A 23,561-nucleotide genomic window follows, 5' to 3' on the forward strand; every position below is an offset into this window, starting at 1 on the left:
GGGAGTTGACCAGCGTGTACCACCACTCAGCAAGCACCTCGCATCCAGCGGCCGGTTCCGCTGCGGGTGTTCTCGATCCCGCCGCCGCGGACTCCAAGGACGCCATCCTCTTCCAGCGCTGCACCTGGTGCGGCACCGCGATGTACCACCGGCTGCTGTGTCCGGTCTGCCAGGGCAGCGAGCTGCGCACCGAGCGCAGCGAGGGCGTCGGCACGGTCCGCCACTCCACCGTGGTGCACCGCAACACGCCGGCTGCGCGCAATGTGTCGCTGATAGAGATGGCCGAGGGGTTCGTCGTACGGGGCCGGGTCATGGGCCCGCCGGTCGGGATCCACAGCGGCGACCGGGTGCGGCTGTCCACGGCCAAGGACCCGGTGCGCGGCGAGCCGGTCTTCCAGCTGCTGGACGAGCCCTACCGGGCGTGGACCTGACCGCCCTACGCGCCGCACACCGCTGAGCGCCCGGCCGGACCTCGCGGGCGCCGTGGGCGCGAATGCAGGGGCGGCTCAGTCCGGGGCGGGCGGCGAGCTGGCCTCCCAGCCTGAACAGGACGACTTTCGAACGCAGTTGGGCCGACCCCGCTCCCCCATCCGGCCGAATCACGCCCTCGCCCCCCGATGTGATCCATCACCTCTCCTTCACAGGCAACCCACAGTCCTCGCTTTCCATCCTCCGGGGGCGAGGGACGCCCGGGAGGGCCGGGACGTCCGTGGTCGGGGTTCGAGGAGGAAATGTGGTCCGTGCCCGGCGCATATGGGTGACCGCCGCCGCGTTGCTCGCGGTGGCGGGGGCACCCCCGGGGGTGGCAGTCGCCCACTCCCAACCACCCGGAGGAATACGCGCGTTGGTGGCTGACGGCGACGCGCCGCTGCCGCCGGGGTGGCGGCTGGCCGGCGGGGGCTCGGCGCCGCAGCTGGTGTGGCGGTCGGACCGGCGGCTGCCGATGGGGGACGCGCGGGTCGAATTCCGCGCCGGAGGAAAGCTGTTGGGCGTGCCGCGGCCGGGTGCGGACGGGCACACGTTCCGGCTGCCGCTCGAGGGGCGGCGGACTACGGCGCTTGACGGGCTGGAAGTCTGGTCCGGTGGACGGCGGTTGGACGCGCGGCAGGCGTCCGGTGCCGCGTCGGCGGCCCGGTTGCCGGCACCGCTGCCGGCGAACGGCGTCGACCCGGGCAAGCCGGGCGCGTACCGCACCAGGACCGGCGAGTACGGGCTGAAGTCGGTCCGGCTGCCGGGCTTCCCGGCGCCGGTGGAGATGCGCGCGGTGGTCGTGGCGCCGGTCGGTGCGTCCGGCAAGCGCCCGCTCGCGTTGTTCCTGCACGGCCGGCACTTCACCTGCTACAAGGGGCGCGAGGACGTCACCGGTGCCTGGCCCTGCCCGGCCGGTACCAAGCCGGTGCCCAGTCACCGCGGCTATCTGCGGGACCAGAAGCTGCTCGCCTCCCAGGGCTATGTGACCGTGTCGATCTCGGCCAACGGGATCAACGGGCAGGACTTCGCGGCGGAGGACGGCGGCGCGCAGGCCCGGTCCTCGCTGGTGCGGCTGCACCTGGCCCGCTGGGCCGGCTGGGCCGAGCACCCCGAGACCGCGCCGAAGGTGGTCCGTGAGGCACCCCGCGCCGATCTGTCGCGGGTGCTGCTGGTCGGGCACTCGCGGGGCGGCGAGGGCGTCAACCGGGCCGCGCTGGACAGCCTCGCCCCGCCGCCCGCCGGACAGGACGGCTATCACGGGCCGGTGCGCTGGAACATCCGGGGCACCGTCCTCATCGGCCCGACCGTCTTCGGTCAGAACCCGGTGCCGGACGTGCCGTCGATGACGATTCTGCCGGGGTGTGACGGCGACGTCTCCGACCTGCAGGGCGAGGTGTACGTCGACGGCACCCGCGCGGTCGGCAACGGCTCCGCGCTGCACAGCGCGGTGTACGTGATCGGCGCCAACCACAACTTCTTCAACTCGGAGTGGACGCCGGGCCAGGCGACGGCGCCCGCCGACGACGACTTCTCCGACGACCCGCAGCATCACGATCCGGTGTGCGGCAAGCGGACCGCGACCCGGCTCACCGCCGACCAGCAGCACCGGGCCGGTTCGACGTACATCGCGGCCGCGGCGCGGCTGTTCCTCGCCGGGGACGACCGGGTCCGGCCGCTGCTGGACGGTTCCGGGAAGCGGGCGCCGTCGGCGGACCCGGCCCGGGTGCTCAGCCACGCGGTGGGGGCCCGCCGGGGCGGTGGGTTCCTGCCGGACGGCGGGGTGTCGGTGACCGGCGGCAGGCTGTGCGCCGCGGTGGACCCGAGCCCGGCCAAGGCCTGCCTGGGGACGGGCGCCCAGGGGTCCTCGCCGCACTTCGCGCAGTGGGAGACCGACCGGGAGGCGGGCCGGCACGCGATCGCGCTGCGCTGGACCCGCGCCGGCACCCCGGCCCGGGTGACCGCGAAGAAGCCGGTCTCGCTGTCCGGTTCGAAGGCGCTGGCGCTGCGGCTGTTCGTGCCGCCGAACTCCGGGGCCGCGCAGGTGGACGTGTCGCTGACCGACGCTTCCGGCAAGAAGGCGAGGCTCGGCCGGGTCAAGGCCGCCGGGCTGCCCGGCAGTGAGCGGACCGCCTCCTACTGGGCGCAGGAGATCCGCGTGCCGCTGACCGCGGCCGGCCGCGCCGGGCTCGACCTGGGTTCGGTCAAGTCCCTTGAGCTGACGCCTCGTTCGGCGTCCGGTCGGGCCTGGCTGATGGACGCGTGGGGCTGGCGGTCCGGGACGCCGGCGGTGCGGGTCGACGCGCTGCCGCGCGTGGACATCGGCCGGACGACCGTGGACGAGGGTGACTCGGGCGTGCGCACCTACCGGGTTCCGGTCCAGGTGACGGGCCGGGGCGGCAGTGGTCAGGTCCGGGTGTACGTGATCGACCCGGCCACCGGGAAGGCCGAGGACCGGCTGGTGACGGTGCGTCCGGGCGGTCAGGACATCGATGTACCGGTCGAGGTGAAGGGCAACACCCGCTACGGCGCCGACGTGTCGTACGACGTGCTCGTGAAGGCGGTCCGCGGTGCGGTCGTCGGTTCCTACCGGGGCGGGGTCACGGTCCATGACGACGATCCGGCGCCCAGGATGACCGTCACGCCGGTCGCCGGCGAGGTGACCGAGGGGCAGTCGCTGAAGTGGCGGCTGTCGCTGTCGGAGGCGGTCGACGTCGACATGGGCGCGCTGTTCGCGGTCGCGCCGGCCGCCGCTCCGGAGCTGTCCACCAAGGACGTCCCGGCGGACTGGCTGCGGGACATGACCGGGGAGAGGCCCGACCCCGAGCGTGCGCTGTCCAAGGTGTCCGGGCTCTATCTGTGGGTGGACGTCCCGGCGGGGCGCACCAGCGCGGACATCACCCTGCCGACGGTGAGGGACCGGGTCCGGGAGTCCACGGAGTCGGTGCGGTTCCGGCAGGTCGACCCGCAGACCGGGGAACCGCAGTCCGGCGGCCTGGAGCTGTCGGGTTCGGTGCGGAACGCGTCGTAGGACGCGGGTACCGGGTGGCTCTCACTCCGTGAGGGTCACCCGGATGCCGACCGTGCCGTCCAGGCCGCGCCGGAGCCGGCTGCCCAGCAGGGTGAGGCGGCCGAGGATGCCGTACTTGCGGGCGATGAGGGTCCGGTAGCGGGCGGTGGTGGCCGCGTCGGTGATCTCGGCGGTGGCCGGCAGCTGGTCGCCGGTGGGGTTGCCCCGCAGGTCGCAGGGGCCGACGAGGACGTCGGCGCGGCGCCGGATCCGCTTGACCTTCCAGCTGTCGGCGGCCGTCCACACACCGAGGGTGCCGCCGTCCCGGACCACCCACACCGGGGTGGCGACGGGGGTGCCGTTCTTGCGGTAGCTGGTCACCAGCAGGTACTTGCCGGTCCCGAGCCGGTCGAGCCGCGTGTCGTCCATGCCCGCAGTCTAGGAGGCTGCCCGCCGCGCGCGGGGCCGCCGTCCGCGAGCACCGGCGGCGGCTCGCCTGTATCCGACACCATCGCGCCGAGGGTGTGGGCGCGGTGGCCACACGACGCGCGTCCGCCATGCGGATGAGGGTGCGGCCGGGGCAGGTCACAGGCCGCCGGTGTTGAGCAGCCGGTTGGGAGTGCCGGAGGGGACGCCGCGCACGACACCGCGGGTGGCGGTGCGGTCGAGCCAGACGTGGACCTCGTGGGCCGTGGCCCGGGGGTGTGCCGACAGGTACAGCGCGATCACGCCGGTCGCGTGCGGCGCGGCCCAGGACGTCGCGCCGTAGTCCTCCGTGGTCGTACCGCCGCCGTCGAGGGCGGCGGTGACCTTCTGGCCGGGGGCGTACAGGTCCACGCACCGTCCGTAGCCCGATCCGTAGGAGCCGCCGTCGCTCCACGCGCGGTCGTTCGAGGTGGAGGCCGCCACGACGATCGTGCCGGGGACGCCGGCCGGGGAGTGCTTGCAGGCGTCGTCATGGAAGTTGCCGGCCGACACCACCGTGGGGATCCCCGCGTCGACCATCTTCTTCACGGCGGACTCCACGGCTGCGGACCGGTGGTCGAAGTTGAGCGACATGTTCACCACCGCGGGCTTCCGCGCGTGTGCGGTGACCCACTTGACCGACTTCACCACAGCCGCCTCGGCCGCCCCCGGGGAGCCGCCGCCCTCGCTCTCGCACAGGATGCCCTGGACCCGTACGAGCTCCGCCTTGGGCGCCACCCCGTACTTCGTCCCGCCGATGACGCCCGCGACGAACGTGCCGTGGCCGACCCCGTCCTCGCTGAAGCAGTCACCGGAGTCCTTCCGGCCCACGAAGTCGGCGCCGAGGCGGGCGCGTCCGCCGAACTCGTCGTGGGCGATGTCCATCCCGGTGTCGATCACGTAGACGTGAACGCCCTTGCCCGTGGCGTTGGTGGTGAACTTCCCGTCCAGCGGCCGTGACCGCTGGTCCAGGATGTCCAGGTTCCACGGCACGTGGCGCGTGATGCGCGACGCCTCGGTCCGCGCGGTCCCGGACAGCTTTCCGACGTTCGCGGGAGACGTCGGCGCCGAACCGGACGACGTCCCGTCCCCGGAGGGCGGCGCCGGCCGCGTCTTCCCGTGCGCGGCGGGCTTCCCGCCGCTCCCCCCGGCGGCCGCGCCGGCTTCCCCGCCGCAGGCCGAGGCCCCGAGCACCGTCGCCATGGCCACCACCACGAGACCGGCCTTCCTCACGTTCCGCGTCACAACGTCCCCCACATCACTGTTCCGTGCTCGGTCAGCGCACAAGACGACCGCGGGGGGCGGGCGGTTCCGGCGAGGGCGCTCGACGGAACACCGTGCGGCCGCGCACCGGACCGGATGGCCGGCCACCCGAGAGGGGCCTGGGGTGCGCGGCACCGGCCACACCGACGCCGTCCTCTCCGTGGCGTTCAGTCCCGACCAGAGCCTCATGGCCACCGGCAGCGCCGACAACTCGCTCCTGCTGTGGAACGTGGCCACCCCGCCGGCCGTCGTGGGCGCACCCGTGCCGGGCCACAGGAAGCGCGTCCACAGTGTGGTGTTCAGCCCCGACGGCAAGGTCCTGGCCGGCGGTGGCGGGGACCGGACGGTCCGCCTGTGGAATGTGACCGACCTTGCGAACCCGACCCGGGTCGGCGCCCCTCTGGCCGGCCACACGAACGCGGTTTTCTGCCTCGCCTTCAGCACCGACGGCAAGGTCCTGGCCAGTGCCGGCGCCGACCGCGGGATCCGTCTCCGGGACCTGGCCGACCCGGCGGAACCGACACCGCTCGGCCACCCCCTCGTCGGTCACACGGGCGCTGTTCACTCCGTCGCCTTCACCACCGACGGCAAGCTCCTGGCCAGTGCGGGCGCCGACCGCAGGATCCGCCTCTGGACGGTCGACCGCTAGGACGAAGCGCTACCGGCCGTGTCTTTCGGATCAGGCCGGCTCGCCGTCCACGGCCACGCGGCCTCACGGCCGGCCTCGATGAGGCCGACCATCCGGAACGCGGCGTCCGTGAGGCCGCCGAAGGTGTGCCGGTGGGGGCCCGTGGGGCCGTGGGCGGGCCGGTACCCCGCCAGGTTCCACGTGTAGACGGGGATGTCGGCCGGGACCGGTTCGGTCGGCCCGCCGGGGCCGTAGGGGGCGGCCTGCTCGTCGGTGACGATCAGGACCCGGTCGTGGTCCCGGTAATGGGTCCGCACCGCCTTGGTGGTGTGGGTGCCCCCGAGACTGTGGAACCGTTTCAGCACGTCGAGCACCGGCTCGCCCCGCTCGAACGGCACCTCTGCGCTGCGCCAGCCGAACTCCACCAGATCCGCCTGCTCGGCACGCATGGCCAGCGCGGTGCCGAACACGGCCGCCGCGTCCGCCCGAGTCAGCTGGGACCGCTCGGAGACGGTGTCCCAGAACATGGAGTCCGACCGGTCCACCAGGATCAGAGTCCGGCCGGGCAGGGACGGCACGTTGGCCAGCGAGTGGCCCAGTGCCCGCTCCAGTGCGGCTGCCCAGCGCTGTGACGGGGCGTGCTGGTGGGCGGCCAGGTACCGGAAGGGGAACTGCCGGGACCGGGCGACCTCGGTCGCGTCCGAGAGCCGTGCGGCGACCCGGGCCGCGACGTCGTCCGAGACCCCCGCCTCGTCGAAGTTCCGCAGGTTCCGCAGGAGCGCCATCGGCGCCATCGTGGGGATCACGGCTTCCCAGACGGCGGCGTCCATCGGTCCGTGGAGCCAGCCCGCCAGGGCCTCCCAGGTCATGCCCGCCGCGGCCAGCCGCTCGGGGCCGCCCGGCCCGGTCACCACGGCCCGCCGCTCGCCCACCGCCGACTCCATCAGCGCCCGGTGGGCGGACAGCAGGTGGTCGGAGGCCGGCGGAACCGCCTGCTCCGGGTGGTGGCGGCGGTCCAGGGCGTACCGGAAGAGCGCGGCCTGCCAGGGCTTGTCCGGGTCGGGTGAGGCGTGGACCAGGTTGAGCACGTCGCCGAAGCGGAAGCTCTTGGACGGGGTGTCGTACTTGAGCAGGGACCGGGAGGTGTACAGCCGGCGTACGGCGTCGGCGATGCCCCGCTTCACGGGCTGCGGCACGTTCCGCCCGTACACCCCGATCCAGTGGGCGAGCAGCTCGCCGGGCTCGTCGGCGCGCTGGAGCACCGAGTCGATCACGGAGCGGTTGGACGGGCCTTCGGACGCCCCGGCCCGGAGCCGGGCTCGTACGTACGCGGCGGCGCCCACCAGGGACGCCGTGCGCATGTTGCCCTCGCCGCGAAGCCAGCGCAGCAGGCCGGCCGTCCAGAGGGGGTCCTGGACGGCGAGTTCACCGACGAGACGGGTGTACCGGTCGTCCCGCTCCTCACCGCTCTCGTAAAAGGACCGCTGGGAGACGAAGTTGCCGACCGCGAGGAGGAACAGCTCCTCGCGGGGTTCCCGGACGAAGGCCGGGCCGCCCTCGTGGGTGCGGAAGTCCTGCGGGGCGGGTTCGTGCGGGAGCCGTGGTGGCTGCGGGGAGCGGGCGGCCGCCGAGACGTGCGGGGCCACGAGCATCTCGGGCCAGATCTTGGAGACGCGTGGGGTGTGACGAGGCAGTGAATCCCCCGGATTCGAACGTGTGGGAGGGCCCCGGCCGAAAGGTCCGGCGGGGCGAAGACGCCCGCGCCTGCCGAGATCAAAGGGGGCGGCGGCGTCACTTGGCTGTCAGAAGGAAGTAGCCGCAGCCGAGCGCATCGGAAGGCGCGGTCGCGATGCCAACCTACAAGGGCCACCGGGCCGCGCACCAGCGATTAACGCGGCACCGTCGGGTAGACGGGTGGGGGGCGGAGGAAGGGCTGTGGCGTGGACGGAGACGGAGCCGGCGGGGCACGCGAACCCTGGGCGGCGGCGGGCCGCGTCCTGGAGGTGGCCTGCGACGAGTCGGGGTCGGACGGGGAGAACCTGGTCGGCGGGAACACCGAGGTGTTCGCGCATGCGAGCGTGGCCGTGCCGGTGGAGGCGGCCGTGGAGTGCGTCGGGGAGATCCGGCGCCGGATCCGTTCGCCCGCCGAGGAGTACAAGGCGGGCCATCTGCTGCGCGAGAAGCACCGGGCGGTGCTGGTGTGGCTGCTGGCCGAGGGCGGGCCGGTCCACGGGCGGGCCCGTGTGCATCTGACGGAGAAGGCGTTCCTCGTCGTGGACCGGGTCGTCGGGCTGCTGTCGGCGGACCCGGCGGACGCCGTCGCCCTGTACCGGCAGGGGCCGGGGGTCTTCGGCGAAGCGGCCTGGCGGGAGTTCCTGGTGGCCTCGAACGGGCTGCTGCGGGTGCGCCCGGGCGGGGCGGGGGACGCGGCCGGGGAGGCGTTCTTCGCGGCCGTCGACCGGCTCGTCCGGGCGGCTCCGGGATCCGGGGCCGCGGGGATTCTGCGCGGGCTGGCCGCGAACCGGTCGCGGGCTAAGGCCTACCGGGCCCGGACGCGGGCGGTACCGCCGCTCTTCCCGGTGCTCAATCCGCTGTTCGCGGCGGTCCGGAGCACGGCCGCGTACTGGAGCGCGGACGGGCGTCCGGTGGTGCTGGTGCACGACCGGCAGAACGCGCTGACGCCGGGGCGGACGGCCCGGATCGTGCAGTCCGCCCGGCGGGACGGGATCGCGCTCGGCGGGCTGCGGCTGGTCGACTCCCGGGACGACGCCCGGGTGCAGATCGCCGATTTCCTGGCCGGGGTGGCCCGCAAGATCGCCTCCGACGAGCTGGCCGGCTCCGGTGACCCGGAGCTGACGGCGTGTCTGCGGCCGTACGTGGGGGCCGACTCGGTGTGGGGCGACGCGCGCAGCTGGGCGCGGCTCGCTCCGGCCGGGGAAAACCCGGGCCGGGCGGCGGAGATCAACTCGGGCGTCTAGATTGCGTGCTGCACGGTGTACTTCTCGCAGGTTTTCCTCAGGTATCCAGGAGCTGACCCACGTGACCGACAACCCGGCAGCCACCAACGACGTGGCCGCGTCGCTGCGCGCCCGCATCAACACCGGCCAGCCGCACACCGCCCGCATCTGGAACTACTGGCTCGGCGGCAAGGACAACTACGAGGTCGACCGCGCGGCCGGCGACCAGATCCGCCGACTGCACCCGGGTATCGGGGAGTACGCGCGCGCCGACCGGCTCTTCCTGGGCCGTGCCGTGCGCCACCTGGTCGGTGAGGTGGGCATCCGGCAGTTCCTGGACATCGGCACCGGTCTGCCCACCGCCGACAACACGCACGAGGTGGCGCAGCGGATCGCGCCGGAGTCCCGGATCGTGTACGTCGACAACGATCCGCTCGTCCTGGCGCACGCGCGTGCCCTGCTGACCAGCACGCCGGAGGGCCGTACCGACTATCTGGACGAGGACCTGCGCAACGTCGACGCGATCCTCGAACACGCCGCGAAGACGCTGGACTTCAGCGAGCCGGTGGCGCTGATGCTGCTCGGCGTGGTCATCTTCATCGGTGACGACGAGGACCCGTACGGGCTGGTACGGCAGTTGACGGACCGGCTGCCCGCGGGCAGCCACCTGGTGCTGTCGCACACCGTCACCAGCCCGTCGATGCCGGATGTGGACGAGGCGGTGAAGTTCTGGAACGAGCACGGCACTCCGAAGCTGACACAGCGCAGGCCCGAGGACGTGGCCCGGTTCTTCGACGGTCTGGAGCTGCTGGAGCCGGGTGTGGTGTCCTGCTCGCGGTGGCGCCCGGAGGACGGCGACGGGGCCGAGCCGGAGGAGGTCGCGATGTTCGGCGGGGTGGCCCGCAAGAACTGACCGCGCAGGGGCGTTCACCGCTGCCGGTGAACGCCGTGGCCCCGGCCCCCGTATGGAGGTGCGGGCCCTCGACGATCCGGGGGCCTCGCGGTGCCGGTACGGGCAGCGCGCGTTCGGGTTCGGCTTCGGGAGCCATGCATGCGGCACGCACGACGACGGGTCGTCCGGCGAGTGACACGGCTGGCGGCGGTCGGCGGACTCCTCCTGGGGGGCGCGATGGTCGCCCAGGCGGCCATGGCGAGCGAGACTCCGCCCGCCTCCGCCAGACCGCTCGCCGCCACGGGCGACACGGGTGCCGCGCTGGTGGCGCGGCTCGGCACGGCTCGTACGGCGGGCAGCTGGATCGGCGCGGACGGGCGTCCGGTGGTGGCGGTGACCGACGAGACGGCGGCGCGGGAGGTGCGGCGGGCCGGGGCCGAGGCGAAGGTCGTGTCGCACAGCATGAACGAGCTGAAGTCGGCGACGGCGACGCTGCGTTCGGCCCCTCGGGTGGCGGGCACGGCGTGGGCGGTGGACTACCGGACCAACCGGGTGGTGGTGCGGGCGGACCGCACGGTGTCCGCAGGTGACTGGTCCCGGCTGAGCCGGGTCGCCACGGGGATCGGCGCCTTCGTGCACATGGAGCGGACGAAGGGCACGTTCACCACGCGGCTGAACGGCGCCCAGCCGATCCTGTCGACGGGCGGTCGCTGCTCGGCGGGGTTCAACGTCACCAACGGGCAGTCGGAGTTCATCCTGACGGCCGGCCACTGCGGGCCGTCCGGGTCGACCTGGTTCGCCGACAACCAGGGGAACCGGCAGCTCGGCACGACCGTGAACAGCGCCTTCCCGGGCAGCGACTTCTCGCTCGTGCAGTACGACGGCGGCAAGGCGGGGGCGGGCGCCGACGTCGTCGCGATCGGCGGCGGCAAGGGCGTGCGGATCACGGGGTCCGCCGATCCGGCGGTCGGGCAGCGGGTGTTCCGCAGCGGCAGCACCAGCGGCCTGCACGACGGTCAGGTCACCGCGCTGAACGCGACCGTCAACTACCCCGAGGGGACGGTCACCGGGCTCATCGAGACGAACGTGTGCGCCGAGCCGGGTGACAGCGGCGGCCCGCTGTTCTCCGAGGGCATCGCGCTCGGTGTCACCTCGGGCGGGAACGGCGACTGTACAACGGGCGGGACGACGTTCTTCCAGCCGGTGACCAAGGCGCTGGCGACGCTCGGGGTCCGGCTGATCGTGTCGGCGCAGAACGCGGGCGGCACCCCGGGCGGCACTCCCTCTCCCGCGCCGTCGGCGCCCGGGTCGCAGGGCGCGATGGCCCCCAGCGCGGCCTCGCCGGGCTCCTCGGCTCCGGTGACGGGCGGGTCGGAGGGCAGCACCCTGCTGACGCGGCTGACGGACACCCGGAACGTCGGGCCGGGGCTGCTGGTCATCGCGGGCAGTCTGATCGCGCTGGTGGCGACCCGGTACATCCGGGCCGAGCAGGACCGCAAGGCGTATCAGCGGCACTACTCGGCGACGTGGGGCTGACGGTACGAGGGGGTTACGGCGAGAGGGGCACCCGTACGCTCACGGGTGCCCCTTGTGTGCGGCGTGCGCGGGGTCGGTCAGACTGCCCGGTGCGGCTGCGGAGCCGCGGCGGCCCACTCCATCACGAGGCGCTGGTACTCCGCGCGCTGCTCGGTGGTCAGTGTCCCGCCCGACCGGCGCCACAGGGCCCGGATCTCCTCGTTGACCTCCGCGGCCGATCGCTCGGAGACGGCTTCAACAGTGGTGGACATGCTGTGAAGCATATGCCGACCGGGGTGAAGACGCTGTGAGCAAGCATCCGCAATACGGACATTCCAGACCGTGTTGCTCATCACGTCACTGTGTCAACCGCGGGCTCAGGTGCCCGGCTTGCGGCCGTACACGAAGACGTCGTCGCCGTTCCTCAGCAGGGACCAGTACTTCTTGGCGTCCTTGGTGGTCATGTTGACGCAGCCGTGCGAACCCGGCGGGTTCCACATGCTCAGGCCCACCGAGTGGAAGGCCTGGCCGCCGTCGAAGAACTGGCTGTAGGGCATCGGCACGTCGTAGATGGTCGAGCGGTGGTCGATGTCCCGCCAGTAGATCTTCTTCAGGCCGGTGCGGGTCTCGTAGCCGTCGCGTCCGGTGCGCACCGGCACCGGGCCGTAGACGAGCCGGCTGCCGTCCTGGATCCAGCTGAGCTGGAGCGTGAGGTTCACGCAGGCGATCCGGCCCTTGTTCACCGGGCACTTGCCGTCCTTGTTCGGCTTGGTCCCGACGGCCTTCTGCTTGTTCATGAGATCCATCACACCCCAGGTGACGGGGCCGGCGTAGCCGATGCTGGGCGTGATGCCGTGCTTGGTCTGGAAGGCCTGGACGGCCTGGCAGTCGGCGGCGGACTGCCTGCCGTCGACCGGCCGGCCCAGGAACTTCTCCACCTGCTTCTGGTACGGCCCCGTCCGTGTGGTGCAGCTCGCGGCCTGCGCCGGTGCCGCGGTCAGCGCGAGCGCGAGCGGCGCCACCAGTCCCGTGACGCCCAGCGCGACCACGCCTCGTCTGCGTATTGCCCCCATGACAGCCTCTTCCCCTTGCCCCTTGTGCCGGTTCGTTCGCCCGGGCCTCCCCGCCGCTCTCCAGCGCGATTCCCGCGGTCTCGGACTACTAGACCCGGCCGGGCGGGGCAGGGTTGTGGTTCCGGTCAGGCTGTGACGAAACGGTGAACTTCAGGCCGTACGGCACACAGAACGGCACTCAGGACGGCGCTCAGGCCGGCACTCGGGCCGTGGCGCATTCCCGCAGGAGGGCGACCGCCCGGGTCAGGGTGTCCGGTGTCGCGGTGAACGGCAGGCGGAGGTGGCGGGTCAGGGTGGTGCCGTCGGCGGAGAAGTGGGGCCCCGGGGTGAGCGCGAGGCCGCGTGCGGCGGCGCGGGCCGCGAGGTCGGCGGCGTGCGGGCCGCTCTCGCCCAGGTGCGGCCAGAGGGTCAGCCCGCCCGCCGGGACGGTGTACGTCCATCCGGTGCCGGCGAGCAGCGCGGCGAGGTGGTCGCGCTGGGCCCGCAGCCGGGCGCGCCGGTCGGCGAGCAGCGCGGGGAGCGGTGCGCCGAGGAGTTCGGCGGCGATGAGCTGCTCCAGGGGCGGCGGGGAGAGCTGGGCCTGGAGCGGGTTGCGCAGCATCTGTCGTACGAGGTCCCCGGTGCCGCGTATCCAGCCGACCCGGAGACCGCTCCACAGGGTCTTGCTCACGGAGCCGGTCTGGATCACCCGGGCCCCGGCGAGATGCGGTTCGGTGCCGGGCGGTGTGCGCAGGTCCAGGTCGCGCATGGTCTCGTCGGCGACGACGGTGAGCTGATGGCGGTCGGCGAGCGCGGCCAGGGTCCGGCGGGCGGGCGCGGACATGTGGGCGCCGGTGGGGTTGTGGAAGTCGGGGACCAGGTAGGCGAGCCGGGGGCGGTGCCGGCGTACGGCGGCGGTGAGCTGTTCGGTGTCCCAGCCGTCCCGGGCCGAGACCGGGACCGGGAGCAGGCGGGCCCGGCGGGCGCGCAGCACCGCGAGGGCGCCGGGGTAGGCGGGGTTCTCCACCACCACGGGTGCCCTGCGGTCGGTGTGCAGCTGGTCCAGGAGCAGGATGAGGGCGGCCTGGGCGCCGGAGGTGACCAGGATCTGCTCGGGCCGGGTGGCCAGGCCGGCGCGGGTGTAGCGGTCCGCGATCAGCTCGCGGAGCCGGGGCAGGCCGGCGGTGGCGACTCCGGAGTCCAGGAGCAGGGGTGCGCTGAGTTCGGCGGCGCGGGCGAGGGCGGCGCGGTAGGCCTGGTGGGGTGCGGCGGTCACCGCGAGGGTGAGGTCCAGGCCGGCGTCGGGGGCGCCGCCCCGGTCGAGGGACCAGGGGGTGGTGCGCTCGGTGAGGCGGGCGGGCAGGCGTACGGCGCTGCCGCTGCCGTGCCGGGTGTGCAGCCAGCCCTCGGCGCGGAGCAGGCCGAGCGCGGCGACCACCGTGCCGCGGCTCAGGCGCAGGGTGCGGGCCAGTTCCCGTTCCGAGGGCAGCCGGGTGCCGGCCGGGAGCCGGCCGTCGATCACGGCGTCGCGTACCGCGGCGGCGAGGGTGCGGGCGAGGGGGCCGGGGCGGGTGCGCCAGTCGCCGAGCGCGGCGACGAATCCTGTGTCCACCGGTCCAGTTTCACTGATCCAGTGGTGGTGAAGTGGACCAGGTGTCCGGCGGCCGCTCCGGTCTACGCTGCGGCGCATGCACCGAACGCTCGCCGGTGATCTCTCCCGGCTCCCCGCACTGCTGCAGGCCGCCCGTGATCTCGCCGCCCGGGAGGTGACGGGCCTGGCCGAGCGGCCGGTCACCGCGCCCGGGCCGGTGCCCGGGCGGGACCCTCTTCCCGAGGGGGGTGCGGGCGGTGACGGCGCGCTCGACCGGTTCGCCGAGCGGTGGGCGCCCGGCTTCTCCGGCTCCGCCGGCCCGCGGTACCTCGGCTTCGTCACCGGCGGCGCGACGCCCGCGGCCGTCGCCGGGGACTGGCTGACGTCCGCGTTCGACCAGAACCTGTCCGGGGCGGGCGGGTCCTGGGCGCAGGAGCTGGAGCGGGAGACGGTGGCGTGGCTGCGGGAGCTGTTCGGGCTGGGCGAGGCGCACAGCGGGGCGTTCGTGACGGGCGCGACCATGTCGAACACGGTCGGTCTGGCGATCGGCCGGGAGTGGGCCGGTGAGCGGCTGGGCGTGGACGTCTCCCGGGCGGGCGCCGCCGCGCTGGGCCCGCTCGACGTGCTCTCGGGCAGCCCGCACTCCAGCATCGCGAAGGCGATGTCGGTGCTGGGCCTGGGCCGGGACCGGCTGCGGCAGGTGCCGCTGCTGCCCGGCGACCGGGAGGCCGTCGACGTGACCGCGCTGGAGGCGGCCCTGGCCGAACGGGCGGGCCGGCCGGTGATCGTGGTCGCGAACGCGGGCACCGTGAACACCGTCGACTTCGACGATCTGCGGGCGATCGCCGCGCTGAAGGAGCGGTACGACTTCTGGCTGCACGTGGACGCGGCGTTTGGTGCCTTCGCGGCGCTCTCCCCGGAGCACGCCGCTCTGGTCGACGGACTGGACGCGGCCGACTCGGTCTGCGTGGACCTGCACAAGTGGCTCAACGTGCCCTATGACGCGGCCGTCCAGTTCACCCGCCGGCGCGATCTGCAGGTGGCGGTGTTCCACAACGCCTCGCCGTATCTGGGCCTGCCCGGGGGCGAGCCGGAGTTCCTGCACCTGACTCCGGAGAACTCGCGCCGGCTGCGGGCCCTGCCGGCCTGGTTCTCGCTGGTGGCGTACGGGCGGGCCGGGCACCGGGAGATCGTGGAGCGGAACGTGGCCCTGGCCCGCCGGCTCGGCGCGGGCATCGACGCGCTGCCGGACCTGCGCCTGCTGGCCCCGGTCCGGCTCAACGTGGTCTGCTTCACACTCGCCGCGGACCCCTCGCAGGAGCGGGTGGCGGAGCTGGCCGGGGCGGTCGCCGCGTCCGGGCAGGCGTATGTGACCCCGACGGTGTACGGCGGGGTGCCCGGGCTGCGCGCGGCGTTCAGCAACTGGCGCACCACCGAGGCCGACACCGACCGGGTGCTGCGGGTGCTGGCGGCGGCCTCGGGCTGAGGTTCAGGTCTGCCGCGAGCGTCGTACGGCCGTGCGGAAGCCGGTGTTGACGGCGGTGAGGCCGCCGTCGACCACGAGGGTGGTCCCGGTGATCCAGGCGGCGTCGCGGGAGGCGAGGAAGGCGACCGCGGCGGCGATGTCCTCCGGTTCGCCGACGCGGCCGAGCGGGTACAGGGCGCGGACGGCGTCGAGATCGTCCTCGCGCCCTTCCCAGGCGGAGGTGCGGACCGTGCCCGGCACCACGAGGTTGACCCGGACACCCCGGGCCGCCGCGTGCCCGGCGAGGGTCCGGGTGAGGGAGGCGAGGCCGGCCTTGGCGGCGCTGTAGGCGTGGTTGCCGAAGTCCTGCAGGCCGTTGACGGAGCCGATGCTCACGATCGCCCCGCGGCCGGAGGCGGCGAGGTGGGGCAGCGCGGCGCGGCAGCAGCGGTGCGCGCCGGTGAGGGTGATGTCGAGGTCGAGCGCCCAGGATTCGTCGGGGTCCTCCTCGTAGCGCGGGACGTCCGGGGTGCAGTGGGCGGCGCAGTTGACCAGCACGTCGAGCGAGCCGAACGCGGTGACGGCGCGGTCGACGGCCGCCTCGACGGCGGCGCGGTCGGCCACGTCGCAGGCGAACGCCTCGGCGGTGCGGCCCTCCCCGCGCAGCGCGGCGGCGGTCCGCTCGGCCTCGGGCAGGTCCCGGTCGGTCACCAGCACCCGGCCGCCCTCCTCGGCGATGCGCCGGGCGACGGCCGCGCCGATGCCTCGGCCGCCGCCCGTGACGAGAACTCCGTGTCCTGCGAAGCGCGTCGGATCAGTCATGGGCCGACGGTACGGCTCCCCGGGCCCGCTTTCACCGGGGCGGCGCCGGGTTTCACCGGTAGCCGGTGACGTCCGCCGGCTTGCCCGCGTCCTGCACCTCGACCAGGTACCGCCAGGCGTCCGGCCGGCTGCCGTCGAGGTCGGTGAAGCCGTACACCTGCGCCAGCCCGCCGCTGGAGAGGGACTGGCCGTTGAACCGGGACACCTCGGGGTCGGCGGCCAGGGCGGCGACGGCCCGGCCGGTGAAGCGCGGGGTCTCGGAGATGGCGAAGTGGGGCGCGCGTGCCAGGGCGTCGCGCCAGTTCTCCTCGCGGACGCCGTACGCTTCGAGCATGATCTCCGAGCGCATCCAGCCGGGGGTCAGCGCCACGGCCGTCGCGCCGCGCGGGCCCAGTTCGTGGCCGAGGGCGAAGGCCATGCGCAGGACGGACGCCTTGGCGAGGTCGTAGAAGAAGTTCACGCGGTAGGTGTCGCGGTTGTAGTCCGCGGTGCCGTCGGTGACCTCCACGACCAGTCCGCCGGGGCGGCGCAGCAGCAGGGGCAGGGCATAGTGGCTGGTGACGGCGTGGGTCTCGACCGCGAGGCGGAGCAGCCGGAGCCCCTTGTCGAGGTCGTGCTCCCACACGGGGGTGTCCCACGCGAAGAGCTTCTCGCCGCCCCAGATGTCGTTGACGAGGACGTCGAGGCGGCCCTGCTCGTCCGCGATGCGGTCCACCAGGTCCCGTACGGCGGACTGGTCGAGGTGGTCGGCGGGTACGGCGATGCCCTGTCCGCCGGCCGCGGTGACGAGGTCGGCGGTGTCCTCGACGGTCTCCGGGCGGTCGTACTCGGAGCGGTGGGCGCGGGTGGTGCGGCCGGATACGTAGACGGTGGCGCCGGCCGCGCCGAGTTCCACGGCGATGCCCCGGCCCGCGCCCCGGGTCGCCCCGGCGACCAGCGCAACCTTGCCTTCCAGCGGTCCTGACATGTCCGGCCTCCCGTGCGGTGCGATGTGCTGTCCTACACCACTGTCGCCGGGAAGCCGGACATCTTCTGTCGGCATTCGCGAGATGTTCCGGGGCTCAGTGGCCGCGGGCGATCCACTCCTCCAGATGGGGCGCCTCGGCGCCGATGGTGGTGCCGTCCCCGTGCCCGGTGAGGACCTTGGTCTCGGGCGGGAGGGTGAGGAGGCGGTTGCGGATGGAGTCGATGATCGTCGGGAAGTGGGAGTAGGAGCGTCCGGTGGCGCCGGGGCCGCCCTGGAAGAGGGTGTCGCCCGTGAAGACGGTGCCGAGTCCGGGGTCGTACAGGCAGACGGCGCCCGGGGCGTGGCCGGGGGTGTGCAGGACGGTGAGGTCGGCGCCGGCGGCCTCGATGACCTGGCCGTCGAGGAGGTGCCGGTCGGGGTCGCGGTGGGGGTGGGTCTGCTTCCACAGCGGCAGGTCGTCGGGGTGCAGCCAGATGGTGGCGCCGGTGAGGTCGGCGAGTTTTGGTGCGGCGTTGACGTGGTCGTTGTGGGCGTGGGTGCACACGACGGCGGTCAGGCGCCGGCCGGCGACGGCGCGGGCGATGGCCTCGGCGTCGTGGGCGGCGTCGATGACGATCACCTCCCGCTCGTCGCCGACGATCCACACGTTGTTCTCGACGTCCCAGGTGCCGCCGTCGAGGGTGAACTGCCCGGAGGTGACGAGGCGTTCGATGCGTACGGCCATCAGAGCACCACCACCGAGCGCAGTACGTCGCCGTGGTGCATCCGCTCGAACGCCTTCTCCACCTGGTCCAGTCGGACGGTCTCGGTGACGAACGCGTCGAGCGGCAGGCGGCCTTGCAGGTGGAGGTCGATCAGCATGGGGAAGTCCCGGGTGGGCAGGCAGTCGCCGTACCAGCTGGACTTCAGGGCGCCGCCGCGGCCGAAGACGTCCAGCAGGGGCAGTTCGAGCTTCATCTCGGGGGTGGGGACGCCGACGAGGACGACGGTACCGGCGAGGTCGCGGGCGTAGAAGGCCTGCCGGTACGTCTCCGGGCGGCCGACGGCCTCGATGACGACGTCGGCGCCGAAGCCGCCGGTCAGCTCGCGGATCGCCTCGACCGGGTCGGTCTCCTTGGAGTTGACGGTGTGGGTGGCGCCGAGCGTGCGGGCCTTCTCCAGCTTGCGGTCGTCGATGTCCACGGCGATGATCTTCGCCGCGCCGGCCAGGTTCGACCCGGCGATCGCCGCGCCGCCGACTCCGCCGCAGCCGATGACGGCGACCGAGTCGCCGCGGCCGACGCCCCCGGTGTTGATCGCGGCGCCGATGCCGGCCATCACCCCGCAGCCGAGGAGGCCCGCGACCGCCGGGGAGACGGCCGGGTCGACCTTGGTGCACTGACCGGCCGCGACGAGCGTCTTCTCGGCGAAGGCGCCGATCCCGAGGGCCGGGGACAGCTCCTGGCCGGTGGCGGCGAGGGTCATCTTCTGCCGCGCGTTGTGCGTGTCGAAGCAGTACCAGGGCCGGCCGCGCAGACAGGCCCGGCACTGCCCGCACACCGCACGCCAGTTGAGGATGACGAAGTCACCGGGGGCGACGTCGGTGACGCCCGCGCCGACCGACTCCACGACACCGGCGGCCTCGTGACCGAGCAGGAAGGGGAAGTCGTCCGAGATTCCGCCCTGTTTGTAGTGCAGATCGGTGTGACAGACCCCGCAGGCCTGGACGCGTACGACGGCTTCGCCGGGACCCGGGTCCGGCACCACGATCGTCTCGACCCGTACGGGCTCGTCCTTGCCCGGTGCGATCACGCCGCGCACTTCCTGCGCCATCGTCTGGTCCCTTCCTTCGGTTGCCTTCTCCGCCGACCCTACGCGCGACCGATGGGTAGCGGGACGGACCACAAGGGTGATCGTGGATCTTTCCACCAGGGGACGCCCGCACCGGCTGCGCACAGCGGTGAGGGCCGCCCCGGCCGGGACGGCCCTCATCTTGCGGAAGTCTCGTCAGTGGATGCCGCCGACCAGGCCGAGCAGGGGCGCCGCGGGGGCGATGACCTGCTCCAGCTGGTTCAGCTGGTTCAGCTCGCGGAGGTGTTTCAGCTCCCCCAGCTGTTCGCTGACCCGCGGGACGCGGTCCTTGTGCGGGGCGGGGAGATCACCGGCGGAGAGCGAGTCCAGCGTGTTCAGCACGCCGAGCTTCCCGACGAGCGGTGTGCCGGTGTCCGCCGCGCTCGCCTGCGGTGCGGCGAGGCCCGCGATCCCGGCGGCCAGACCGACGGCGGCGACGATACGTCGTGTTGAGATCATGTCCTCAGCAACGGCCGCGGGCCCCGCCCGGACACGGGCGGCGGGCCGCGCTCACCCGTGAGGCGGAGCGCGGCGGCTGCGCTTGCCGTGGCCGCCGGGCCGGAGGAGTCTCGGAGAGGGGACCCGTGCGGCCCGCTCCCGGTCGGGTCGCGGGCGCCTGAAGGAGGTCACCATGGGTACCACGACGGGGTCCGGTTTCGACACCGAGACACTGCGCCGGGCCATCGAGGGGAACACCGGCAACAACCTGCTGTCGCTCTACGCGGACGACGCGGAGATCCGCATCGTCGACCGCAACAACCAGCCCAGCCACCCGACGGTTCTGCACGGCCGGGGCCAGATCGCCGAGTTGCTGGACGACGTCTACAGCCGCGACATGACGCACAAGCTGGACCAGTGCGTCGTGCAGGGCGACCGCGCCGCCTACAGCGAGTCCTGCGAATACGCGGACGGCACCCGGGTCCTCGCCGAGTCGATGGTCACCCTGCGGGACGGCAAGATCGCCGATCAGCTCATCATCCAGGCCTGGGACGAGTAGCGCCCGGCCACAGGTCGGAAGGTCCAGGTCACCGCACGGCTGACCTGGACCTTCTCGGCGCGGGCCGGACCGGCTCGGTTACGCTGTACTGCGGGCCGTGACTGGCGCTGAGGTGGAGCACCACCGGGGAGCGGTCCGTGGTGGTTGCCGCGCGCCTGGGCGAGGAGAGTCGATCCAGCTCAGGAGTGTGCAGCATGACCCAGGCCCGTCTGATGGACGGCACCGCGCTCGCCCGCCGCATGGTCGAGGAGACGGCGCGGAAGGCCGCCGTCCTCACCGAACGCACCGGTAGCGCGCCCTGTCTCGCGACCGTGCTGGTCGGCGAGGACCCGGCCTCCGTGACGTACGTCCGCATGAAGCAGAACCGCTGCCGCAAGGCCGGCATCGAGTCCCGGCACGTGGCGCTGCCCGCGGCCACCACGACCGCCGAACTCGTCGGTACTCTGCGGGAGTTGTCGGCCGACCCGGGCGTGCACGGGATCCTGCTGCAGCACCCGGTGGGCGACCACGTCGACGAGCGGGCCGCGTTCGAGGCGATCGCGCCGGAGAAGGACGTGGACGGCGTCACCTTCGCCTCGTTCGCCACGATGAGCTTCGGACTGCCCGGCTTCGTCTCCTGCACGCCGGGCGGCATCGTGCGGCTGCTGGACGAGTACGGCGTCGACCCGTCGGGGAAGCGGGCCGTGGTGGTGGGCCGCAGCGCGATCCTCGGCAAGCCGGTGGGCATGCTGCTGCTGGCCCGGGACGCGACCGTGACGTACTGCCACTCGCGCACCCGGGACCTGTCGGCGGCGGTCCGCGAGGCGGACATCGTCGTGGCCGCGGTCGGCCGGCCGCGGCTGATCCGCGGGCAGGACATCAAGCCGGGCGCGGTCGTGGTCGACGCGGGCTACAACCCGGGCAACGTCGGCGACGTGGACTTCGACTCGGCCGTGGAGCGGGCCTCGCTGATCACCCCGGTGCCGGGCGGGGTCGGTCCGATGACGATCGCCACGCTGCTGGAGCAGACCGTGGAGGCCGCCGCCCGGCAGCTGGGGGCGTGAGCGGGGACGCAGGGGACGGTGGGGTCAGCGCATCCAGGCGCTGACCCCGTCCCGGGCGGCCGAGGCGGTCCGTCACCTGTCCCGCGGGCCGCAACCCCCTGTCGTCCGCGAGCACCCGGACCAGGGCCGCGGACTCGCGGGCACCGAGCGTCCGGTGGTCCAGCAACTCTCTGAGCGCGTCGATGAGTTCGGAGTGCCCGGGGAGTCGCATACTGGCCGTCGTGCGCGTTGCCATCATGACGGCGGGATCCCGGGGTGATGCCGCCCCCTACACCGGGCTCGGGCACCGGCTCGCCCTGGCCGGACACGAGGTCACCCTGGTCACACACGGCCGCTTCGCACCGCTGGTGGCCGGGTCGGGGGTGCGGTTCCGCGCGCTGCCGCTGGATCCGCGGGCGGAGCTGGAGTCCCCGCGCGGCCGGGGCCTGCACCGCAGCACGAGCGGTGCCGGAAAGCTGCTGCGGGTGGTGGGCCTGGCGCGGCGCCTGGTCGGACGGCTGACCGAGGACCTGCTCGACGCGGCGCGGGACAGCGACGTCCTGCTGCTGTCCGCCTCCCTGGCCCCGCTCGGGCACGCGATCGCCGAGGGGCTGCGCCTGCCGAGCCTCGGCGTCTATCTGCAACCCCTCGCCACCACCCGGGAGTTCGCCCCGGCGATGCTCGGCGGCGGCTCCTGGGGCGGGCCGGTCAACCGGCTCGCCGGGCAGGGGGTGAGCCTGGCCGTGGAGCATGTCTTCGCCGGGGCCGTCCCGGCCCTGCGCGAGCGGCTCGGCCTGCCCCCGCTGCGGACCGGTGCGGCGCGGCGCGCGCGGGAGCGGCGGCACTGGCCGGTGCACCACGGCTTCAGCCCCCTGGTGGTGCCCCGGCCCGGGGACTGGCGGACGGGCCTGGAGGTGGGCGGTTACTGGTGGCCGTACGACACCGAGGCCCGGCTCGGCGGGCCGCTGCGGGAGTTCCTCGACGCCGGGCCGCCGCCGGTGTTCGTCGGGCTGGGCAGCGCCACCGTGCCGGACGCCGGGCGGGTCAGCGCGCGGGTGGTGGCGGCGCTGCGCCGGGCCGGGCTGCGCGGGGTGATCCAGCGCGGCTGGGGCGGGCTCGCGGCCGACGGGGACGACATGCTGACCATCGGCGAGGTGCCGCACTCGGTGCTGTTCCCGGAGATGGCCGCCGTGGTCCACCACGCGGGCGCGGGCACCACGGCGGCGGGGCTGCGCGCCGGGGTGCCGGCCGTGCCGGTGCCGGTCCAGTTCGACGCGGGTTTCTGGTCCGCCCGGCTGGTCGCGCTGGGTGTCGCCCCGGCCGTCGTACCGCTGCGCCGTCTGACCGTGGACGAGCTGGCCGCGGCGCTGGTGCGGGCCACCCGGGACCCGGCGTACCGGCGGCGCGCCGGCGCCCTGGGCGCGCGTGTCCGGGCCGAGGACGGCGCCGCGCCGGTGCTGGCCGCGCTGGACCGGCTGGACGGCTGAGGCGGCCTCGGGGTGTCAGCCGGCGCCTCGGGGTGTCAGCCGGCGGTGAGCACCATCCGGAAGCGGGCGGCGCCGGCGAGCATCTTGTCGTACGCCTCTCCGGCCTGCTCCAGCGGGACGGTCTCGGTCATCGGGCGGATGCCGTGCAGGGCGCTGAACGCCATGGTGTCCTCGACGTCCTGCGCGGTGCCGGACGGGTGTCCACGGACGACCAGTCCGCCCATGATCAGCTGCACCGGGGTGATGCCCAGCGGCTCGGGAACGGCGCCGATGACGATCAGTTCGCCGCGGGGTGCCAGTCCGTCGACGGTGGCCGTGATGGCGTCGGAGCTGCCGGCGGTGGCGAGGACGGCCCGCGCCGCGCCGAGGGAGCGCAGCGCCTCGGCGACCGGTGTCCCGGCGGTGCTGTCGACATAGTGGTGGGCGCCCAGTCGCTTGGCGAAGTCGGCCTTCTCGGCGCCCCGGGCGATGGCCACGGTCTCGAAGCCCATCGCCACCGCGTACTGCACGCCGAGATGGCCGAGGCCGCCGAGGCCGAGCACCGCGACCAGGTCGCCGGGCCGGGCGGAGCTGCGCCGCAGCCCGTGGTACGTGGTGACGCCCGCGCAGGCCAGGGGCCCGGCGTCGCTCGCCGAGAGGGCCTCGGGGATGCGGGCCAGGGCGTCGACGGGCGCGATCACCCGCTCGCCGAACCCGCCGTCGTAGGCCCATCCCGGGACCTTCAGGTCGGCGCACACGATGAAGTCGCCCTGGCGGCAGGGCCGGCAGTGGCCGCAGCTGCCGCCGAACCAGCCGACCGCGACCCGGTCGCCGGGCCGGTAGCCCCACTCCTGCGTGCCCTCGCCCAGCTCCTCCACGCGTCCGGCGATCTCGTGCCCGGGCACCACCGGGAAGGTGACGCCCGGTAGTCCGCCGTTGACGAAGAAGGCGTCACTGTGGCAGATCCCGCACGCCTCGACGGCGATCCGCACCTGGCCGGGTCCCGGCCTCGGCACCTCGCGCTCGGTCTGCTCGAACGCGCCGCCCGGCTCGGTGACCTGCGCGACTCGATAGGTACTCATGGGTTTCTCCGGAGTACGGGTACGACGGTCTCCCGCACCAGCAGACCAGCTCCGGCCCGATCCCGCGCG

Annotated in this window: 22 protein-coding genes and 1 riboswitch; of the genes, 10 read left to right on the forward strand and 12 right to left on the reverse strand. The window is 73.8% G+C overall.

What is annotated here, in order from left to right; genetic code table 11:
- Positions 1–14: 14 nt before the first annotated feature.
- Together ACZ4U1_RS03795 and ACZ4U1_RS03800 are read left to right on the forward strand one after the other, a co-directional pair.
- A complete protein-coding gene (locus tag ACZ4U1_RS03795; RefSeq protein WP_467900072.1) occupies positions 15–431 on the forward strand; it encodes a Zn-ribbon domain-containing OB-fold protein in 417 nt (138 codons plus the stop codon).
- 302 nt (positions 432–733) lie between these two features.
- Positions 734–3,499, forward strand: coding sequence for an alpha/beta hydrolase (locus ACZ4U1_RS03800; RefSeq protein ID WP_467899184.1), 2,766 nt, complete (start codon positions 734–736; stop codon positions 3,497–3,499).
- Between the two features lie 21 nt (positions 3,500–3,520).
- Here the strand turns inward: ACZ4U1_RS03800 and ACZ4U1_RS03805 are convergent, their stop codons facing one another.
- Both ACZ4U1_RS03805 and ACZ4U1_RS03810 read right to left on the reverse strand, forming a co-directional pair.
- A complete protein-coding gene (locus tag ACZ4U1_RS03805; RefSeq protein ID WP_467899186.1) occupies positions 3,521–3,907 on the reverse strand; it encodes a PPOX class F420-dependent oxidoreductase in 387 nt (128 codons plus the stop codon).
- Between the two features lie 156 nt (positions 3,908–4,063).
- Positions 4,064–5,188 (reverse strand): S8 family peptidase, encoded by a 1,125-nt coding sequence (locus tag ACZ4U1_RS03810; RefSeq protein ID WP_467899188.1) that lies wholly within the window; start codon positions 5,186–5,188, stop codon positions 4,064–4,066.
- A 142-nt stretch (positions 5,189–5,330) separates the two neighbouring features.
- Between ACZ4U1_RS03810 and ACZ4U1_RS03815 the strand changes: the two genes are divergently transcribed.
- Positions 5,331–5,855, forward strand: coding sequence for a WD40 repeat domain-containing protein (locus tag ACZ4U1_RS03815; RefSeq protein ID WP_467899190.1), 525 nt, complete (start codon positions 5,331–5,333; stop codon positions 5,853–5,855).
- On the opposite strand, the gene ACZ4U1_RS03820 is transcribed toward ACZ4U1_RS03815, so the two are convergent.
- On the reverse strand, positions 5,852–7,486 hold the full coding sequence (locus ACZ4U1_RS03820; RefSeq protein ID WP_467899193.1) for a TROVE domain-containing protein: 1,635 nt from the start codon (positions 7,484–7,486) through the stop codon (positions 5,852–5,854). The two genes, ACZ4U1_RS03815 and ACZ4U1_RS03820, sit on opposite strands and share 4 nt — an antisense overlap.
- A gap of 288 nt (positions 7,487–7,774) precedes the next feature.
- Between ACZ4U1_RS03820 and ACZ4U1_RS03825 the strand changes: the two genes are divergently transcribed.
- The 3 genes from ACZ4U1_RS03825 to ACZ4U1_RS03835 all read left to right on the forward strand — a co-directional run bounded on the left by ACZ4U1_RS03825 (position 7,775) and on the right by ACZ4U1_RS03835 (position 11,219).
- Entirely contained in the window at positions 7,775–8,812 is a 1,038-nt protein-coding gene (locus tag ACZ4U1_RS03825) for a hypothetical protein (protein ID WP_467899195.1), read from the forward strand.
- A gap of 61 nt (positions 8,813–8,873) precedes the next feature.
- A complete protein-coding gene (locus tag ACZ4U1_RS03830) occupies positions 8,874–9,704 on the forward strand; it encodes an SAM-dependent methyltransferase (protein WP_467899198.1) in 831 nt (276 codons plus the stop codon).
- 138 nt (positions 9,705–9,842) lie between these two features.
- Complete coding sequence (locus tag ACZ4U1_RS03835) at positions 9,843–11,219, forward strand: S1 family peptidase (RefSeq protein ID WP_467899200.1); 1,377 nt, start codon at positions 9,843–9,845, stop codon at positions 11,217–11,219.
- 77 nt (positions 11,220–11,296) lie between these two features.
- On the opposite strand, the gene ACZ4U1_RS03840 is transcribed toward ACZ4U1_RS03835, so the two are convergent.
- The 3 genes from ACZ4U1_RS03840 to ACZ4U1_RS03850 all read right to left on the reverse strand — a co-directional run bounded on the left by ACZ4U1_RS03840 (position 11,297) and on the right by ACZ4U1_RS03850 (position 13,862).
- Positions 11,297–11,482, reverse strand: coding sequence for a hypothetical protein (locus ACZ4U1_RS03840; protein ID WP_467899202.1), 186 nt, complete (start codon positions 11,480–11,482; stop codon positions 11,297–11,299).
- 93 nt (positions 11,483–11,575) lie between these two features.
- Complete coding sequence (locus ACZ4U1_RS03845; protein ID WP_467899204.1) at positions 11,576–12,271, reverse strand: L,D-transpeptidase family protein; 696 nt, start codon at positions 12,269–12,271, stop codon at positions 11,576–11,578.
- Between the two features lie 190 nt (positions 12,272–12,461).
- Complete coding sequence (locus ACZ4U1_RS03850; RefSeq protein WP_467899207.1) at positions 12,462–13,862, reverse strand: aminotransferase-like domain-containing protein; 1,401 nt, start codon at positions 13,860–13,862, stop codon at positions 12,462–12,464.
- A 76-nt stretch (positions 13,863–13,938) separates the two neighbouring features.
- Here ACZ4U1_RS03850 and ACZ4U1_RS03855 point away from each other — a divergent pair, with 76 nt between their 5' ends.
- On the forward strand, positions 13,939–15,327 hold the full coding sequence (locus tag ACZ4U1_RS03855; protein WP_467899209.1) for a pyridoxal phosphate-dependent decarboxylase family protein: 1,389 nt from the start codon (positions 13,939–13,941) through the stop codon (positions 15,325–15,327).
- Between the two features lie 3 nt (positions 15,328–15,330).
- Here the strand turns inward: ACZ4U1_RS03855 and ACZ4U1_RS03860 are convergent, their stop codons facing one another.
- The 5 genes from ACZ4U1_RS03860 to ACZ4U1_RS03880 all read right to left on the reverse strand — a co-directional run bounded on the left by ACZ4U1_RS03860 (position 15,331) and on the right by ACZ4U1_RS03880 (position 19,384).
- A complete protein-coding gene (locus ACZ4U1_RS03860; protein ID WP_467899210.1) occupies positions 15,331–16,128 on the reverse strand; it encodes an SDR family NAD(P)-dependent oxidoreductase in 798 nt (265 codons plus the stop codon).
- Between the two features lie 52 nt (positions 16,129–16,180).
- On the reverse strand, positions 16,181–17,095 hold the full coding sequence (locus tag ACZ4U1_RS03865) for an SDR family oxidoreductase (protein ID WP_467899212.1): 915 nt from the start codon (positions 17,093–17,095) through the stop codon (positions 16,181–16,183).
- 94 nt (positions 17,096–17,189) lie between these two features.
- Complete coding sequence (locus ACZ4U1_RS03870; protein WP_467899213.1) at positions 17,190–17,819, reverse strand: MBL fold metallo-hydrolase; 630 nt, start codon at positions 17,817–17,819, stop codon at positions 17,190–17,192.
- Complete coding sequence (locus ACZ4U1_RS03875; protein WP_467899216.1) at positions 17,819–18,907, reverse strand: S-(hydroxymethyl)mycothiol dehydrogenase; 1,089 nt, start codon at positions 18,905–18,907, stop codon at positions 17,819–17,821. Before ACZ4U1_RS03875 ends, ACZ4U1_RS03870 begins: the two co-directional genes overlap by 1 nt.
- 174 nt (positions 18,908–19,081) lie before the next feature.
- The gene (locus ACZ4U1_RS03880; RefSeq protein ID WP_467899218.1) at positions 19,082–19,384 is read right to left on the reverse strand and encodes a hypothetical protein; all 303 of its coding nucleotides are present in this window, start codon (positions 19,382–19,384) and stop codon (positions 19,082–19,084) included.
- A 172-nt stretch (positions 19,385–19,556) separates the two neighbouring features.
- On the opposite strand from ACZ4U1_RS03880, the gene ACZ4U1_RS03885 reads away from it, so the two are divergent.
- The 3 genes from ACZ4U1_RS03885 (at position 19,557) to ACZ4U1_RS03895 (ending at position 22,431) form a co-directional block, all read left to right on the forward strand.
- The gene (locus ACZ4U1_RS03885; RefSeq protein ID WP_467899219.1) at positions 19,557–19,922 is read left to right on the forward strand and encodes a nuclear transport factor 2 family protein; all 366 of its coding nucleotides are present in this window, start codon (positions 19,557–19,559) and stop codon (positions 19,920–19,922) included.
- An 87-nt stretch (positions 19,923–20,009) separates the two neighbouring features.
- Positions 20,010–20,090: riboswitch (ZMP/ZTP riboswitch) on the forward strand.
- A gap of 26 nt (positions 20,091–20,116) precedes the next feature.
- Complete coding sequence (locus tag ACZ4U1_RS03890) at positions 20,117–20,965, forward strand: bifunctional 5,10-methylenetetrahydrofolate dehydrogenase/5,10-methenyltetrahydrofolate cyclohydrolase (RefSeq protein ID WP_467899221.1); 849 nt, start codon at positions 20,117–20,119, stop codon at positions 20,963–20,965.
- A 236-nt stretch (positions 20,966–21,201) separates the two neighbouring features.
- Complete coding sequence (locus ACZ4U1_RS03895) at positions 21,202–22,431, forward strand: glycosyltransferase (protein WP_467900075.1); 1,230 nt, start codon at positions 21,202–21,204, stop codon at positions 22,429–22,431.
- A gap of 35 nt (positions 22,432–22,466) precedes the next feature.
- Here the strand turns inward: ACZ4U1_RS03895 and ACZ4U1_RS03900 are convergent, their stop codons facing one another.
- Entirely contained in the window at positions 22,467–23,492 is a 1,026-nt protein-coding gene (locus tag ACZ4U1_RS03900; RefSeq protein WP_467899223.1) for an alcohol dehydrogenase, read from the reverse strand.
- Positions 23,493–23,561 lie beyond the last annotated feature (69 nt).

It is taken from the genome of Streptomyces sp. NPDC028928 (assembly GCF_055564915.1).

Coding starts and splice junctions, on each gene's coding strand:
- ACZ4U1_RS03805 (WP_467899186.1), bottom strand. CDS start 3,907: ATGGACGACACGCGGCTCGACCGGCTCGGGACCGGCAAGTACCTGCTG.
- ACZ4U1_RS03820 (WP_467899193.1), bottom strand. CDS start 7,486: ATGCTCGTGGCCCCGCACGTCTCGGCGGCCGCCCGCTCCCCGCAGCCA.
- ACZ4U1_RS03835 (WP_467899200.1), top strand. CDS start 9,843: ATGCGGCACGCACGACGACGGGTCGTCCGGCGAGTGACACGGCTGGCG.
- ACZ4U1_RS03840 (WP_467899202.1), bottom strand. CDS start 11,482: ATGCTTCACAGCATGTCCACCACTGTTGAAGCCGTCTCCGAGCGATCG.
- ACZ4U1_RS03845 (WP_467899204.1), bottom strand. CDS start 12,271: ATGGGGGCAATACGCAGACGAGGCGTGGTCGCGCTGGGCGTCACGGGA.
- ACZ4U1_RS03855 (WP_467899209.1), top strand. CDS start 13,939: ATGCACCGAACGCTCGCCGGTGATCTCTCCCGGCTCCCCGCACTGCTG.
- ACZ4U1_RS03860 (WP_467899210.1), bottom strand. CDS start 16,128: ATGACTGATCCGACGCGCTTCGCAGGACACGGAGTTCTCGTCACGGGC.
- ACZ4U1_RS03865 (WP_467899212.1), bottom strand. CDS start 17,095: ATGTCAGGACCGCTGGAAGGCAAGGTTGCGCTGGTCGCCGGGGCGACC.
- ACZ4U1_RS03870 (WP_467899213.1), bottom strand. CDS start 17,819: ATGGCCGTACGCATCGAACGCCTCGTCACCTCCGGGCAGTTCACCCTC.
- ACZ4U1_RS03875 (WP_467899216.1), bottom strand. CDS start 18,907: ATGGCGCAGGAAGTGCGCGGCGTGATCGCACCGGGCAAGGACGAGCCC.
- ACZ4U1_RS03880 (WP_467899218.1), bottom strand. CDS start 19,384: ATGATCTCAACACGACGTATCGTCGCCGCCGTCGGTCTGGCCGCCGGG.
- ACZ4U1_RS03885 (WP_467899219.1), top strand. CDS start 19,557: ATGGGTACCACGACGGGGTCCGGTTTCGACACCGAGACACTGCGCCGG.
- ACZ4U1_RS03890 (WP_467899221.1), top strand. CDS start 20,117: ATGACCCAGGCCCGTCTGATGGACGGCACCGCGCTCGCCCGCCGCATG.
- ACZ4U1_RS03895 (WP_467900075.1), top strand. CDS start 21,202: ATGACGGCGGGATCCCGGGGTGATGCCGCCCCCTACACCGGGCTCGGG.
- ACZ4U1_RS03900 (WP_467899223.1), bottom strand. CDS start 23,492: ATGAGTACCTATCGAGTCGCGCAGGTCACCGAGCCGGGCGGCGCGTTC.